A 13,724-nucleotide genomic window follows, 5' to 3' on the forward strand; every position below is an offset into this window, starting at 1 on the left:
CTGCCTGTCCTTGCAAATTATAGGTAGTCAGGCGTTGTTTTGAGCCAGCAGTTTCGTACGGGCAGGGTCCCGGGGTGCCTGCCGCCGTTCGATTCCTTTGGAGATGATCATTCTTTTACCGATCTCGAACCCGTCCTCCACGATACCGGCATCGTGATTCAGGGAGCTTCTCGAGAAACTCCTGGTGTGCGGGTATCTGTGGGCCATGTAGCCTTTAAGCAGCAGGTCGTCGTGGGTTACCAGGGCGCGGGTGTCGGCGGCTCGAGATTCCCTATAGAACTGCCTGCCACCGGACAGCTTGTTGGTAAAACCCTCGATAAGGCCCACAGCAAAATCAGACTTGCGGTATCGCCCCAGTTTTTTCCCCTGATTGTACTCACGCCACCGGGTTTCGATGTAGCGATTGACGAAAACGTGAACATAGGAAGCTATTTTAATGTTCTGAGCGGTTCCGCTGATTTCAAGAACCCTTCCCATCCGTCCCTTATCGAGCACATAGGCCGAGACCCACAACCCCTGCACGAAATAGTAATCTTGAAGCAGATTGGCCAGGTAGTAAGCTTCGCGGAAATGACGCAGCGCCGGATCGCCCACAAAAACACTCATAAAATTGCGGGATTTGCCCTGCTGCAGGCATTCGATATTGTATTTTTCCATGAGTTCGTGGGCTTTGGCCATCGCCGCTTCGGCCTCGTGGATATTTTTGCTTTCCGCCAGGGACATGAGCTTTCTAATGCGGATCACGTGGCGGTCGTGTGGGTTGCGGGGGTGTTCATGCAGCCTTGCGTGAAGCGGCCGGCAAGTTCCCGAGGCCGCCGGATTCGCCCTTAAAAGGTGGCAGGCCTTCTTGAAAAGAGGCCCGTGGGGGCTTTCTTCATGGGCACCGAGAACCTGATCCGCATACTGGTGAGCCATTTCGTGAAGAAGGATTTCCCTGGTGTCATCCCAGGGGCAGTTCAGTACATGTCGCCTGCTGAGACTTATCTCGTTTTTTAAGCGCGACCAGGACCCCAGTTGGCGGCCCATGTCCCTGAGGCTGAACAACGGTTTTTTAAAACCGTGTCGCTGCGTTTCGTCGAGCACCCACAGCGCATGTTCCCACTCCAGGGACAATCCTTGCAGGAGGCCGCGTTCCAGCGTTTCCTGCAGTTCTGCCTTGCGTGTTTTTCCGTCGTACATCGTCAAACCGGCTTACCTTTCGACTTCCCGACCAGCGGCCACCGGATCGTCCGCATCCATCCATGCCGGAAAGGATTCACGGTAGACCTCGAGAGAGGCGTGCGAAAGGCGTGCCGTGTGGATGGCGGGCTCCTGCTTTTTTTGGCAGATGATTTCACCCGCAGGACCGATAATGGAAGAACAGCCGTCATACATCCGTCCGTTGCCGTCTTTTCCTATCCGGTTTACCCCGATGACATAACTCAGGTTCTCTATGGCCCTGGCTCGCAGCAGGGTGCGCCAGTGCATGGAACGCGGCGCCGGCCAGTTGGCCACAAACACGGCGGCATCATATGCGTTGTCCACATTCCGTGTCCAGGACGGAAAACGAAGGTCGTAGCAGATGAAAGGCCGGATGCGCCAGCCCTTGAGGACAAGGGTAATGTTTTTATCACCGGCGCTGTAAATTTCATGTTCTCCGGACATGCGGAACAGGTGCTTTTTGTCGTAGACGTGCAGGGTACCGTCGGATTGAACCCAGATCAGCCGGTTGTAGAATCTACCCGCATCCCGGGCAATAAAACTTCCGGTGACGGCTGTCTTGCCTGCCAGGGCGGTTTCTCGCATCCAGGCGACGGTTTCTCCGGTCATTTCCTCCGCCAATTTTTCGGCGTTCATGCTGAACCCGGTGGTAAACATCTCCGGGAGCACGACCAGATCTGTCCGGCCAACCGATTCCTTGAAACGCCGTTCGAATAAAGCGAGGTTGGCTGCGGCATCTTCCCAGACAAGCTCGCATTGAACGATGGTAACGTCTAAATCCTGCATAGTTTTTCAGCCGCCTTTTCTAGGGTTTCATCTTTTTTGGCAAAACAAAACCGGATTACGTGATGGTCCTGCCGGTCGTTGTAGAACACGGATACCGGAATGGATGCCACCCCGTGTTCGATGGTTATCCGCCGGGAAAAATCGATGTCCGCTTCGGTTGAGATGGGTGCATAGCTCATCAATTGGAAATAAGTTCCGCTGCACGCTATCGGCGTGAAGCGCGATCCCTGCATCAACCGGAGAAACAGATCGCGCTTTTCCTGGTAGAACGCTCCCAGTTCCAAGTAGAGGCCCTGTTTGTCCAGGAAATCCGCGTAGGCGTGCTGTATCGGTGTGTTGGATGAAAACGTCAGAAACTGGTGCACGCGCTGCAGTTCCCGCGACAGGGCCTCTGGCGCCAGACAATAGCCGATTTTCCAGCCGGTGGTGTGGTAGGTTTTGCCGAAGGAGCTGACCACGAAGCTGCGCGCAGCCAGTTCGGGATACCTGGCGATGCTTTCATGGCGGGAGCCGTCGAAAATGATGTGCTCATACACCTCGTCGCTCAGGATCATGGTGTCGGTGTTTTCGAGGATCTGCTTCAGTGCGTCGATGTCCTGAGTGGTAAGGATGCTGCCGGTGGGGTTGTGGGGTGTATTCAATATCAACAGCCGTGTTTTCGGTCCGAGTGCGTCCCGGACCTCATCCCAGTCGATCCGGTAGTCCGGTGTTTTCAGTTGAATATAGCGGGGAATCCCGCCATTCAGCGTCACTATCGGTGCGTAGGCGTCGTATGCCGGCTCAAATATCAGGACTTCGTCATCCCTGTGCACGGTGGCGGCAACGGCCGCGAAAATGGCTTCGGTGGCTCCCGAGGTTACGGTAATTTCTGTCACCGGATCATAGTCGAACCCGTAGCAACCCGATACTTTACGGGCAATTTTTTCACGCAGGACGGGCAGGCCCGGCATGGGAGCATATTGATTTGCGCCTGCGTTCATGTAAGCGGTCACCCGTTCGATCAACTCCGGGGCGACGTCGAAGTCCGGAAATCCCTGAGACAGGTTGATGGCCCTGTGCTCGTTGGCCAGGGCGGTCATGACTGAAAAAATTGTAACGCCGACATCGGGGAGTTTTGAGCTGATTTTCAACATATCAATCTTGCCTATAAGCCTGACCTTGATTTGTTTCCGCCTTATACAATGTGAGCATGTTAGCTATCTCTTGCCTCATTTCGTCCTGCAGCGCCCGGGGCCTGACCACCCGTGCTTTGGCTCCCCACGTCAGCAGCCAGAATTTGATCTCTTCCGTGCCGGCCACCTCTATCTTGAAGAGGATGGAGCCGTCAGCCTGTTCTTCGATTTCCTGGCTCGCATGCCATACCTTTTCTTCGATGTATCCGGCGATGTCGGCTGAAAACCAGATGACCACCTCGACAGGCTCTCCCAGGAAAGTGCCGAAACTGGTCTGCATCAATTCATCGGCATCGAAATCGGGAGGCATCTCAAAGATGTCATCCGTATTTTCGATCGATTTGATGCGGTCGATCGCAAACAGCCGGATGCCTTTTCGCAGAAGGCAATAAGCCAGCATATAAAATGTTCCATCGAAATACCAGATCTTATAAGGAGCAACCTTACGCCGGCTCATTTTTTTGCGGTGCATGGCGTAATATTGGATAATGACGTGTGTCCGCCCGACCACAGCACGATTTACGCTGTCGATGATCTTCCCGTGCGGTCCGTAATTTTTATGTGCCTTGAAGCCGACTTTCAGGCTGTCTTCAAATTGGGCCAGATATTGAAGATACTCTGCGGGAAGGGTGGTTTTCACTTTCAGGAGCAACGACTCCAGGGCATCGTAAAAGACGGTGTCCTTGAGTGCTTTCAGCATGTCCCGGCTGAAGTAGAGGGCCATCAGTTCGGTGACGTTGAAGGGAACGGGAATGAGATGCTTGGCGGACTCCAGGAGTGACCACGTGCTTTTGTTGGCCACACGTTCGTTATAAACCGGGAAGCCCGCCACCTGCAGGGCTTCGAGGTCCCGGTACACGGTTCTGGGGTGGCATTCCAATTCGGCGGCCAGTTCACGTACGGACTTTCCCTGATTCGAGGCGATGAGCCTGCGAATGATTTTCCACTGCCTTCCCAATTGGTCTCCTCTGGCCATGATTCTTCTCCAACATCGTCAAGTTCCGGTATAACCGGCGCTGTGAGGAAGGCACTTCAAAGGGGCCTGATATGCCGTCACCGCTGATTTGCGCTGACTTTTTCTGCCACAGGGTCAGATCACCTTGATGTGCCATGGCTCGAAACGCACGCCGAGACGATTGCTTTCGGTATAGCGGAGCCGTACATAATCGAGTTTGCGGATCTTTTTGAAAACATCCGTCTGGGTGAAATGGCGGGTAAAGTTATCGCTTCCCAATCCGATACTGCCCACGTCGAAGTCACCGACACCATGAAAAGAATACCCGGGAGGGGCCAGCGACCGTGAAGCGATTGACAGGTTGCCTTTTGTTTTGACCGCTTTCCTGAAGAAAAGGTAGAACTGTTTGGCGATTCCCCTTATGCCGGAGGTCAGGATCAGCTTTTTACCGACGTCGCTGGACATTTTGTGATATGTCTTAATGGAGGTGCCCGTGAAGAGGTAGTTGCCGGTCCCGGGAACCCGGACGAAATCAGCGCCTCCGATGTCGTCGGTTATGGCCGTAAGCGGTTTTTCCCCCTTGAATCCATACAGGCGGGCGTTCTGGTGGAAGATCTTATGCATGAAGCGGATTTCGTCACGGGTGAAAGCGCCGATACTCGGATCATAGCGTGCATGGGCAAAGGCGTCTTCGATGTTCATCAGCGCAAAGTTGCCGTGCCCGGCGACAAGTTGCACACGGGCGAGGCGTTCGCTCGTCGATCGGAGCAGTGCATAATCCGCGGGGAAAAGAACGATTTGGCCCAGGCCGTTCACCCTGAAGTTGCGGCGCCCGAACGCTTCCTGCGGGCTGCCGTCGCCCCCGGGGATTACGCCCGGCGGCCGATGAGGTGTGTGCGTGCCCGCCAAAGCGGCATCGGGAAAACAATTGCAGGCGCAGGTTGCCAGCAATATCTTCAAGAAGGTTCGCCTTTTTATCATTGAACCTGGGTCCCTGGTTGCGTGACGCCGTTAAAAGAAGAGCCCTTGGACGACTGCCAGATCAATTTGGCAGCTGCCTGTCGCCGCTCAAATTAGGGAGCGGCCACAGGCCCGAATCCGATCAGGACTCTCCAATGGTATGGTGCTGTATCATGTGTTTCAGCCGGGACAGTTGATCGGCATTTAGCCGTCCGAATTTGACACCCAGCTGACGCACAGAAACGGTGCTGAGAGGGTTTTCCTTTTCAATCATGGTGTCGCGTACGGGTTGAAAGGGAATGTTTTTGATATACACTTGATGCCTGGATATGAAAATATCCAGAGCACGGGCTCCGTTGTTAATCCTCTCATTGGCCAGATATTTGAAGGCGAGTCCGCCGAAACTGATATCTCTGATTTGACCCAGCTGGTTGGCGTTGTCTCTCACGGCAGCAAAGGCGCCGTTTACCGCTTTAAACCGTTTTTGTTTTCTGCGTTCGCTGATATCTTTTCGATCCATCGGTTCCGTTGTCAAGTACATAAATGTTACTGAAATCAATGGCTATATAGACTACGATCGCTACGGGTGTCAAGGGAAATCTGTCTTATTTTCAAACACTTCCCGGAGGATTGTGCCGTGCCTCAGGAGAGGAGGTACTGCACGCCGGACAAGGTGGCTCCTAAAAGTGTGACTACCGTCAAGACCGCGGTTATGCGGGCTGTAATGAGATGCCAGCGGGTCTCTCTTTTCTTTTCCCTGTAACCTAAAAGGGCGCCGAGCAGGGCCCCGGCCAACATGCCGCCGGCATGCCCCCAGTTGTTAATGCCGGGTATCAGAAATCCGAACACGAAGAGACTGACGGCCCATCCACCGACCTGCCTGTAGACCGCCTGACCGTAAACGCCCCCCCTGTTTATTCCGAAATAAAGCGCCGCTCCGATCAGGCTGCATATGGCGGCGGAAGCCCCGATGGTCAACTGGACGCCCACCAGATAGCTGATGCCGAATCCGGCCACGCCTCCCAGGGTGTAGATGACCAGCATCCTGGACAACCCGTATTCGCGTACGATCAACGGGGCGATCTGCCACAGGGCAAGCATGTTGAAAAGGATGTGCAGGATGCCCGCGTGCAGATAGTTGGCGGAAAGGAGGGACCACCAGCGATGCATCTGGTCGATGGGGATGGTTCCCGTGGCGCCAAACAACAGCAGGCCCCGGCTGCCCGGTGAAAGCATGGAGAGGGGGTTACCGGAAAATTGGCGGCCCCCCGGCGACAACAGCAGGGAGATGGCATACATCAGAACGTTGAGGCCGATGATGGCCTTGATCAGCTTGTCGGGGTCGTTCATCACGGCGCCGAAAAAATAGCGATTTAACAACGACCGCGGTTTACGCGTCCCGCAGTAGGGGCATGTGGTATCATCGCTGCCCACCAGTCTCCGGCAGTTGGGGCACAGTACCGGCTTCCTTTTGTTGCCGTTCATTGCTAATCTCCTTTTTGTCCGGCAGAAAAAGTAAGGGCTGCCGGGCGATCTGTCAAATTGTCGCCGCCTTGTCGAGCTATTTCAACGCATCCGTGCTTGATTTGCGCGCGCGGGCTGTGGTAGACAACTGCCATGAGCGACGCGAGGATATACTTGGTGTACATGACGGCGGGTGACAGGGACGAAGCGCGTTCCATCGGCCGGGCATTGGTCGAATCCGGTCTGGCGGCCTGTGCGAATATCCTGGACCGCATGACCTCGATATATGCATGGGAAGGGACGATTCAGGAGGACAGCGAGGTGGTCGTCATTGCCAAAACGACGGCCGAGCGGTTTCCGGAATTGAAAGCCAGAGTTGAAGCAATGCACAGCTATGATTGCCCCTGCATACTGGCTGTTGACGTGATGCAGGGCCATGGGCCCTTCCTGGACTGGATTCGAGATTCAGTCGGCGGGGATATGCGATGCTGAAAAAAATCAGGGAATCGATATATGAAAGATGACAAAGGGCTATATTACCATCCCTTTCCGCAGAACAAAAGGGTGCGCATGTACGTACAGGCAACGGGCAACGACGTATTGTTTCGCATGTGGAATGCGGACGACCCTCAATTGTGGGAAGAGCACGGCTGGGTGCCGTACAAAGCCGTGAAGGAAGCTTCCGGCATGTATGACAAGAAGGACTTCGATCCCCAGAGGGCATATGACATTCATGTGGCCAGGGAATTGCTGTCGGAGGGTGCCTAGTTCACCACGGTTTCTCGGTCACAGGTTTTTCAGAATCTCCTTTACCATATTGCCGTCAGCCTGAGCGCCGAAGTGCTTCATGATGGGGCCCATGGCCTGCATTTTGCTGTTGAATTGCGAAAAATCGATGTTTCCCTTTATCCAGGCGGTAATTTCCGATTCGGCAGCCATTGGGGGAAGATAGGCGGCAATCACGTCGATAAAGGGCGAATCTTCCGATTCACCCGTTTGCTGCAGCATTTCTCTTTCCGATTTGATCAGCTTTTTCAATATGTTGATGACATCATCATCGGAAAGCGATTTTTTGTCGGACCTGCCGAATTCACCCATGGCCACGCGCAGTGCGTTCTTTTTTTCTTCATCTCTGGCCTTGATGGCTGCCGTGAGGTCCTGTTTGATTTTTTCCTGAATGGTCATATTCTTTCTCCAAATCAATTTTCATATTTGACCATGTACAACGATTGTCAACCGTCTGTTCCGATTGAAACCCGGCAAAGAGGCCTTGGGCGGCATGTTTTTCAAGCAACCACTCTATAGCGCTATTTGCAAAAAGATGTTACACATTATTGATCTTAAGATCAATCATATACACGCCTGACTTCAATTTACATCGAAGAAAAGGTAATGAAAGGGCAGTCTCGGGCTATGCGAATTTTGCTGGTGGAAGATGACCTGAAAATTGCTTCCTTCGTCAAGAAGGGGCTGGAGGCCTCCGGTTTTACGGTCGATCATGTTCCTGACGGGGAAGAAGGCCTCAATCTGGCCATGACGGAACCGTATGACACGGCCATCGTCGATCTCATGCTGCCGAAGATCGACGGGTTGACACTCATACGACAGATACGATCCGGCAGGGTGAATACGCCGGTACTGATTCTCAGTGCCCGGGATGCTATCGACGACCGCGTCAAGGGGCTGCAGACCGGCGGCGACGATTACCTCACCAAACCCTTTAGCTTCTCAGAACTTTTGGCCCGGGTTCAGGCCCTCATCCGCCGGTCGAGCCATACGGTCGAGCCCACCCTGCTCAAGGCGGCGGACCTTACGGTGGACCTTTTGTCGCGCCGGGTGGCCCGCGGGGAAGAAACAATAGAACTTCAACCCCTGGAATTCTCGCTGCTGGAGTACCTCGTCAGGAACAAGGACAAGGTCGTGTCCAAAACCATGATCATGGAGCACGTCTGGAACTACAATTTCGACCCTCAGACCAATGTCGTCGAAGCCAGAATATGCCGTCTGAGGGACAAGGTCGACAAGGGATTTGAAAGGAAACTCATCCAGACGATTCGCGGTGTAGGCTATGTTCTTAAAGAGAGCGATTGATATCCGCCGCACCCTGGCTTTCCGGCTGACACTATGGTACGCCAGCATTTTCACCTTGTCGGCCTGCATCGCCTTTCTGATCTTCTACATCATGATCACGGCGCTGTTTCAGGAGCGAACCGACCGGGACCTCCTGAAACAGGTGGGGCTTTTTACCGCCATGCTCAACGCGGAAGGCATCAATGCCGTAGAACGGCTTGCAGAGCGGGAGGCGCAGGCCTCCGGGGAGAAAAAGATCTTTTTCCGTCTGCTGTACCCGACCGGCATCTCCTTTTCATCTTCCAACATGTCTTTCTGGCGCAACATCGGCGTGAACCGGGCGTCGATTGAGGAGATCATGAGCGGCTCGGCTTATGTGTATGAAACCATTACCATTCCCGAAAAGAGACAGCAGGTGCGGATCATCTACAGCGCCATCGGGTCCGGTATCATTATGCAACTGGGGCATTCGATGGAAAACGTCACCGGCTTTTTCCAGGCCCTTCAAAAGGTGTTCATTCCAGTAGTGCTTGCCCTGATTTTCGTTTCGGCCGGCGTGGGTTGGTTCATGGCCCGCAGGGCCTTGTCCGGCGTGGGGGCGGTCACCCGCACTGCCAGAAAAATAGCCGCCGGTTCGCTGGAGGAGCGCGTTCCCGTGCAGGGCAGGGGGGATGAAATCGATCGCTTGGCCAGCACCTTCAACGCCATGCTGGACCAGATCGGGAAACTGGTTACGGGGATCAAGGAAATCAGCGACAACGTGGCCCACGATCTGAAAAGCCCCATCACGGCCATGCGTGGAACGGCCGAAGTCGCGCTGACAACCGGTAAATCCAGGGGAGATCTGGAACGAATGGGAGCGGAGGTCATCGAATCCTGTGATCGCCTCCTCGACATGATTAACACCATGCTGACCATCTCCAAGACCGAAGCCGGTGTCGGTGATCTGCACAAAAGGGAACTGGATGTCGACGCAGTCGTGCGGGAGGCCTGCGAGCTGTTCGAACCAATGGCCGCGGACCGGCGGATCGATCTCTCCTGCGATGCGGCCTCCGGGGCGCATATCATCGGGGACGTGGCCATGATTCAGCGCATGGTCGCCAACCTCCTCGACAATGCCGTCAAATACACGCAGCCGGGAGGGCGGATAGCGCTTTCCACCGGATCGAACCGGAACGGCATGGCCGTTATCTCGATTAGGGACACCGGCGTGGGCATCCCGGAGGAAAATCTGCCCCACATATTCGACCGCTTCTTCCGCGGTGATCCCAGCCGTTCAACGTTGGGGTCCGGTCTGGGCCTGAGTCTTGTCAAGGCCGTGGCCGAAGCCCATAGCGGCAGTGTGCGGGTGAACAGCGAAGTCGCTAAAGGCAGCCATTTCGAAGTGACGCTGCCTGTTATTTCCGACTGAAGGTGAATGTTTTTGTCTTATAATTGTCTGACAACCAGATAATCAGGTTGACGGGTTGTAAATTTTATGGCAAGCAAAATCAGCAGCAGGAAGCGGGCGGTATCCAATGAAAATAGCCAATTAAACATAAGTTGAGCGTTTCAAATTTTAAGCTCGACAATCGTTCGGATTCGGTTAAAGGAAGATGTGAGCACCGCATGAACTACAAGCCCATCAAACGAAAGTCCACCGTAGAACTGGTAAGGGGTGAGATCCTCAAAAGCATTGAATCCGGACAATTGAAACCCGGCGACAAACTTCCCACTGAACATCAGTTGTGCAAGATGTTCGGTGTGGGAAGGTCGACCGTCAGGGAGGCGATCTCAAACCTGTCCATTCTGGGTTATCTGCAGAGCATCCAGGGTAAAGGCTGCTATGTCCGGGAAGGACTCGACCCGGACAGTGCCACACGCATCGCACTGCACGACATACAGAGTGCGGCCAATATTATCGACCTCATTGAAATAAGAGAGATTCTGGAATGCAATGCCGTCAGGCTGGCGGCACAGAGGGCCAATGCCGAGGATGTGGCGCGGATTCAGGAAGCCTTTACAGAAATGAAGGCCGCCGGGGAAAAGTTGAATCGTTTCACGGCGCAGGATTTTAAATTTCATATCGCCCTGGCTCGTGCTTCCGGAAACCGGATCGTCGTGGAAATGATGCGGCAAATCGTGGAAAAGGTTCATCTGGAATACATCAAATTCAGGCCGGATAGCCTGTTTCAAAGGGAGGAAGCGGTGCTGACGGCGAAGCGGATAGTTGACTTTGTGCTGCACAAGGATGCGGAAAAGGCGGCCGATGCCATGCGGGCGCATTTAAACCTGGTGACCACGGAATTAAACCGCAAACTTCCCGACATCAAGTGGATAAATAGAAGCAACTGATTCTCCCCTACGGGATTTTCGGGTTCAGCGCACCTGCGGTGTCAAATGCCATCACGTATAGACCACTATTCGGTCTTCGCTCCGACAAGAGCGAAATGACATTTTCCTTGCATCTGCGGCAAACCCGAAAATCGCTCAATTTAGGTCTCCATCGACGTTGATGTCTTCGGAGCTGTTTCGTATCGATCACGGCAACCACCATGACGAAAAGGAGGAGCATGCAAATGGAAAACAACTATGAGGAAATGACCAAGGCACTGATCGAGGGGAAAGAAGACGAGGTAAAGAAAATGACCAGGGAGGCGCTGGACAAAGGGGCCGAACCCAAGTCCATACTGGACAACGGCCTTCTGGCCGGAATGGATGTGGTCGGCAAACGGTTCAAGGCGGGGGACATGTTCATTCCCGAAGTTCTGCTGTGCGCCCGGTGCATGCACGGCGCCATGGACATCCTGAAACCGTTGCTTTCAGACGGCGATGCCCTGGGTGCGGGAACCGTGGTGATCGGAACCGTGGAGGGAGACCTGCACGACATCGGCAAGAATCTGGTAGCCATGATGTTGCAGGGAGGCGGGTTCAAGGTCGTAGACCTGGGAACGAACATTACCCCCCAGGCGTTTGTTGAAGCGGTTAAGGAGCATACCCCCCAGATCGTGGGCATGTCGGCGCTATTGACGACCACCATGCCCAAGATGGAAGAGACCATCGAGGCACTCAAGGAGGCGGGCGTCAGGGACGGGGTCAAAGTGATGGCCGGCGGTGCACCGGTAACCCAGGATTTTATAGAAAAAATCGGTGCCGACGCCTATGGGGCCAATGCCGCCGCAGCATCGGAAAAGGCCAAGCAGCTCCTTAATTGAAGGTTGGGACCACGCTTGACTCTTCGAGATTCGTCTCGACAGGCCGGAAAGCTGTGACGCACCCTCATGCAATCATAATTTAAAAGAAAGGAGCGTATCATGGGCATGACCAGCGACGAACTTTATTTTAAACCGAAGCTTCGTATACTTAGTGAAGAGCAGTTGAAAAAAATTGAAATGGCTGTTTTTGAGGTTCTTGAACACGTCGGTGTGAAAATCACCCATCCGAAAGCACTGGAGATTTTTCAGGGCGCCGGCGCCAGGGTGGAAAAGGACCGCGTGAGGATTCCGGCGTGGCTGGTGGAGGACGCCATCCGCAAGACCCCCTCCCGGCTGGTACTTGGCAATCGCAGGGGAGAACGGGCGGTGGTTCTGGAAGGGGACAAGAGCTGGTTCGGCCCCAGCATCGACTGCATTGACTACTTGGATCCCGTCACCGACGAACGCATGCGCTTTACCAGCGACCACTGCCGCATAGCCGCGACTATCGTGGACTATTGCGAGAATTTCGACTGGCTAATGACCATCGGAATGGCCGCGGATCAGCCGGCGGACATTGCCGACCGTGTCGTCGCCCGCCAGGCTCTGACCTACTGCGAGAAACCGCTGGTTGTCTGCTGCAAGGACACCAACAGCATGCGGGATATCTATGAAATGGCTCTGGCGATATGCGGCGGCAAGGAAAATTTCGACAAGGCACCCATCGTGGCGCACTATTCAGAGCCCATATCACCGCTGTTATATTACGACCCGGCCGTCGATAAAATGATCTACTCGGTTGAAAATGACATTCCACTGATCAACTTTCCCTGCGTCCAATCCAGCGGGACGGCGCCGTCCACTTTTGCGGGAGCCATTATTCAGGGAGCAGCCGAATCCATCAGCGGTGCCGTCCTGGCGCAGGCCATCAAGCCCGGTGCGCCTTTTGTATTCGGTGCTTTTGTAACTGTCATGGATATGCAAACCACGGTGTTTTCCTACGGAGCCACCGAGATGAGCATCATGGTGGGTGCTTTGGCCCAGTTGGCCCAGCATTGGCGGGTCCCGTTCTTCGGAACCGCCGGGGCGACAGATGCCAAATTTCCGGATGCGCAGGCCGCTGCCGAAGCCACCCAGCAGATCATGACCGCGGCCACCGTCGGCTCGGGCCTGGTGCATGACTGCAGCAGTTGGATCGATCACGGTTCCGTGGTATCTCCGGGCTTCATGGTACTGGTCAACGAAATCGTAGGTAATATAAAGTATTTCATGAACGGGATGCCGGTAACCGAAGACAGCATGGCGCTGGACACAATAGCGTCTGTCGGCCCGGGCGGCAACTACCTGATGGAGCAGCACACGCTGGACAACTTTCGTCAGGTTCGGTACTCCACCCTGTTCGAACGCATGATTCGGCAGGAATGGGAGGCTGGTGGCTCCAAGACCTTCGAGGATCGACTGAGAGAGCACACCGAAGCGGCCATGGCCCACAAGCCGGCGCCCCTGCCGGAGGATGTCGTCAAAGAACTGGACAGCATGCAGAAGAACTGGAAGTAAACCTCATGGTTGCAACGTCGAGGTAAACGGTCCGGCCGGCCCTGACGGCCGGCCGGACGTTCCCGGGAAAAAGCGGTGGAGATTAACCCCATGGCCGCAACGCCAGGGTAACTTTCGGTGCGGTAATTGGCTTGATCCCCTACAGCAAGGCGACATTCATCATTTTAGAGTATTTGCCATATATATGTTCGATTTCAACATTGGAGTGGCAGGTGGCGGGTTTGGGAATACGGAACGGTATTCTGGCAAACACTAGCGTGTAACCCGTCGATATTTTTTAGCGGCGAAGCCGCATGTAATAAAAGATCCCTCGTGTGAACGGGTCCCCGTCGGTTCACACGAGGGATCTTTTATTACCGTTTGGTAATCTTGCCGTCATCTTCCCGT

15 protein-coding genes are annotated in these 13,724 nt (G+C 54.4%); 7 read left to right on the forward strand and 8 right to left on the reverse strand.

The window, feature by feature from the left end; translation table 11 throughout:
- Window positions 1–27: 27 nt before the first annotated feature.
- From LJE94_11130 to LJE94_11160, 7 genes are all read right to left on the reverse strand, one after another.
- Window positions 28–1,179 carry a SprT-like domain-containing protein gene (locus LJE94_11130; GenBank protein ID MCG6910660.1) on the reverse strand — a complete coding sequence of 384 codons (1,152 nt, stop codon included), beginning with the start codon at window positions 1,177–1,179 and terminating at the stop codon, window positions 28–30.
- Between the two features lie 12 nt (window positions 1,180–1,191).
- Complete coding sequence (locus LJE94_11135; GenBank protein ID MCG6910661.1) at window positions 1,192–1,986, reverse strand: amidohydrolase; 795 nt, start codon at window positions 1,984–1,986, stop codon at window positions 1,192–1,194.
- The gene (locus tag LJE94_11140; protein ID MCG6910662.1) at window positions 1,974–3,119 is read right to left on the reverse strand and encodes a methionine aminotransferase; all 1,146 of its coding nucleotides are present in this window, start codon (window positions 3,117–3,119) and stop codon (window positions 1,974–1,976) included. Before LJE94_11140 ends, LJE94_11135 begins: the two co-directional genes overlap by 13 nt.
- Window position 3,120: 1 nt before the next feature.
- A complete protein-coding gene (locus LJE94_11145; GenBank protein ID MCG6910663.1) occupies window positions 3,121–4,134 on the reverse strand; it encodes a WYL domain-containing protein in 1,014 nt (337 codons plus the stop codon).
- Between the two features lie 114 nt (window positions 4,135–4,248).
- Window positions 4,249–5,073 carry a M15 family metallopeptidase gene (locus LJE94_11150; GenBank protein ID MCG6910664.1) on the reverse strand — a complete coding sequence of 275 codons (825 nt, stop codon included), beginning with the start codon at window positions 5,071–5,073 and terminating at the stop codon, window positions 4,249–4,251.
- A 142-nt stretch (window positions 5,074–5,215) separates the two neighbouring features.
- Window positions 5,216–5,593, reverse strand: a complete 378-nt coding sequence (locus LJE94_11155; protein ID MCG6910665.1) for a PilZ domain-containing protein — start codon at window positions 5,591–5,593, stop codon at window positions 5,216–5,218.
- A gap of 122 nt (window positions 5,594–5,715) precedes the next feature.
- A complete protein-coding gene (locus tag LJE94_11160; protein MCG6910666.1) occupies window positions 5,716–6,558 on the reverse strand; it encodes a rhomboid family intramembrane serine protease in 843 nt (280 codons plus the stop codon).
- A 132-nt stretch (window positions 6,559–6,690) separates the two neighbouring features.
- On the opposite strand from LJE94_11160, the gene LJE94_11165 reads away from it, so the two are divergent.
- Window positions 6,691–7,029, forward strand: coding sequence for a divalent-cation tolerance protein CutA (locus LJE94_11165; protein MCG6910667.1), 339 nt, complete (start codon window positions 6,691–6,693; stop codon window positions 7,027–7,029).
- A gap of 21 nt (window positions 7,030–7,050) precedes the next feature.
- Entirely contained in the window at window positions 7,051–7,305 is a 255-nt protein-coding gene (locus LJE94_11170) for a hypothetical protein (protein MCG6910668.1), read from the forward strand.
- 18 nt (window positions 7,306–7,323) lie between these two features.
- Here LJE94_11170 and LJE94_11175 read toward each other — a convergent pair whose 3' ends face one another.
- A complete protein-coding gene (locus tag LJE94_11175; GenBank protein MCG6910669.1) occupies window positions 7,324–7,722 on the reverse strand; it encodes a GatB/YqeY domain-containing protein in 399 nt (132 codons plus the stop codon).
- A 228-nt stretch (window positions 7,723–7,950) separates the two neighbouring features.
- Here LJE94_11175 and LJE94_11180 point away from each other — a divergent pair, with 228 nt between their 5' ends.
- The 5 genes from LJE94_11180 (at window position 7,951) to LJE94_11200 (ending at window position 13,337) form a co-directional block, all read left to right on the forward strand.
- On the forward strand, window positions 7,951–8,628 hold the full coding sequence (locus LJE94_11180) for a response regulator transcription factor (GenBank protein ID MCG6910670.1): 678 nt from the start codon (window positions 7,951–7,953) through the stop codon (window positions 8,626–8,628).
- Window positions 8,606–10,018 (forward strand): HAMP domain-containing protein, encoded by a 1,413-nt coding sequence (locus LJE94_11185; protein ID MCG6910671.1) that lies wholly within the window; start codon window positions 8,606–8,608, stop codon window positions 10,016–10,018. Before LJE94_11180 ends, LJE94_11185 begins: the two co-directional genes overlap by 23 nt.
- Window positions 10,019–10,215: 197 nt before the next feature.
- A complete protein-coding gene (locus LJE94_11190) occupies window positions 10,216–10,941 on the forward strand; it encodes a FadR family transcriptional regulator (GenBank protein MCG6910672.1) in 726 nt (241 codons plus the stop codon).
- A 218-nt stretch (window positions 10,942–11,159) separates the two neighbouring features.
- Entirely contained in the window at window positions 11,160–11,801 is a 642-nt protein-coding gene (locus tag LJE94_11195; protein MCG6910673.1) for a corrinoid protein, read from the forward strand.
- Between the two features lie 99 nt (window positions 11,802–11,900).
- The gene (locus LJE94_11200; GenBank protein ID MCG6910674.1) at window positions 11,901–13,337 is read left to right on the forward strand and encodes a trimethylamine methyltransferase family protein; all 1,437 of its coding nucleotides are present in this window, start codon (window positions 11,901–11,903) and stop codon (window positions 13,335–13,337) included.
- Window positions 13,338–13,724 lie beyond the last annotated feature (387 nt).

Source organism: Deltaproteobacteria bacterium, from assembly GCA_022340465.1.
Lineage (GTDB): Bacteria > Desulfobacterota > Desulfobacteria > Desulfobacterales > B30-G6 > JAJDNW01.

Bases quoted from the DNA above. Each gene is read 5' to 3' on its own strand.
- LJE94_11195 (MCG6910673.1), top strand. From the start codon at position 11,160: ATGCAAATGGAAAACAACTATGAGGAAATGACCAAGGCACTGATCGAG.
- LJE94_11160 (MCG6910666.1), bottom strand. From the start codon at position 6,558: ATGAACGGCAACAAAAGGAAGCCGGTACTGTGCCCCAACTGCCGGAGA.
- LJE94_11145 (MCG6910663.1), bottom strand. From the start codon at position 4,134: ATGGCCAGAGGAGACCAATTGGGAAGGCAGTGGAAAATCATTCGCAGG.
- LJE94_11190 (MCG6910672.1), top strand. From the start codon at position 10,216: ATGAACTACAAGCCCATCAAACGAAAGTCCACCGTAGAACTGGTAAGG.
- LJE94_11175 (MCG6910669.1), bottom strand. From the start codon at position 7,722: ATGACCATTCAGGAAAAAATCAAACAGGACCTCACGGCAGCCATCAAG.
- LJE94_11180 (MCG6910670.1), top strand. From the start codon at position 7,951: ATGCGAATTTTGCTGGTGGAAGATGACCTGAAAATTGCTTCCTTCGTC.
- LJE94_11185 (MCG6910671.1), top strand. From the start codon at position 8,606: ATGTTCTTAAAGAGAGCGATTGATATCCGCCGCACCCTGGCTTTCCGG.
- LJE94_11200 (MCG6910674.1), top strand. From the start codon at position 11,901: ATGGGCATGACCAGCGACGAACTTTATTTTAAACCGAAGCTTCGTATA.
- LJE94_11140 (MCG6910662.1), bottom strand. From the start codon at position 3,119: ATGTTGAAAATCAGCTCAAAACTCCCCGATGTCGGCGTTACAATTTTT.
- LJE94_11130 (MCG6910660.1), bottom strand. From the start codon at position 1,179: ATGTACGACGGAAAAACACGCAAGGCAGAACTGCAGGAAACGCTGGAA.
- LJE94_11135 (MCG6910661.1), bottom strand. From the start codon at position 1,986: ATGCAGGATTTAGACGTTACCATCGTTCAATGCGAGCTTGTCTGGGAA.
- LJE94_11170 (MCG6910668.1), top strand. From the start codon at position 7,051: ATGAAAGATGACAAAGGGCTATATTACCATCCCTTTCCGCAGAACAAA.
- LJE94_11155 (MCG6910665.1), bottom strand. From the start codon at position 5,593: ATGGATCGAAAAGATATCAGCGAACGCAGAAAACAAAAACGGTTTAAA.
- LJE94_11165 (MCG6910667.1), top strand. From the start codon at position 6,691: ATGAGCGACGCGAGGATATACTTGGTGTACATGACGGCGGGTGACAGG.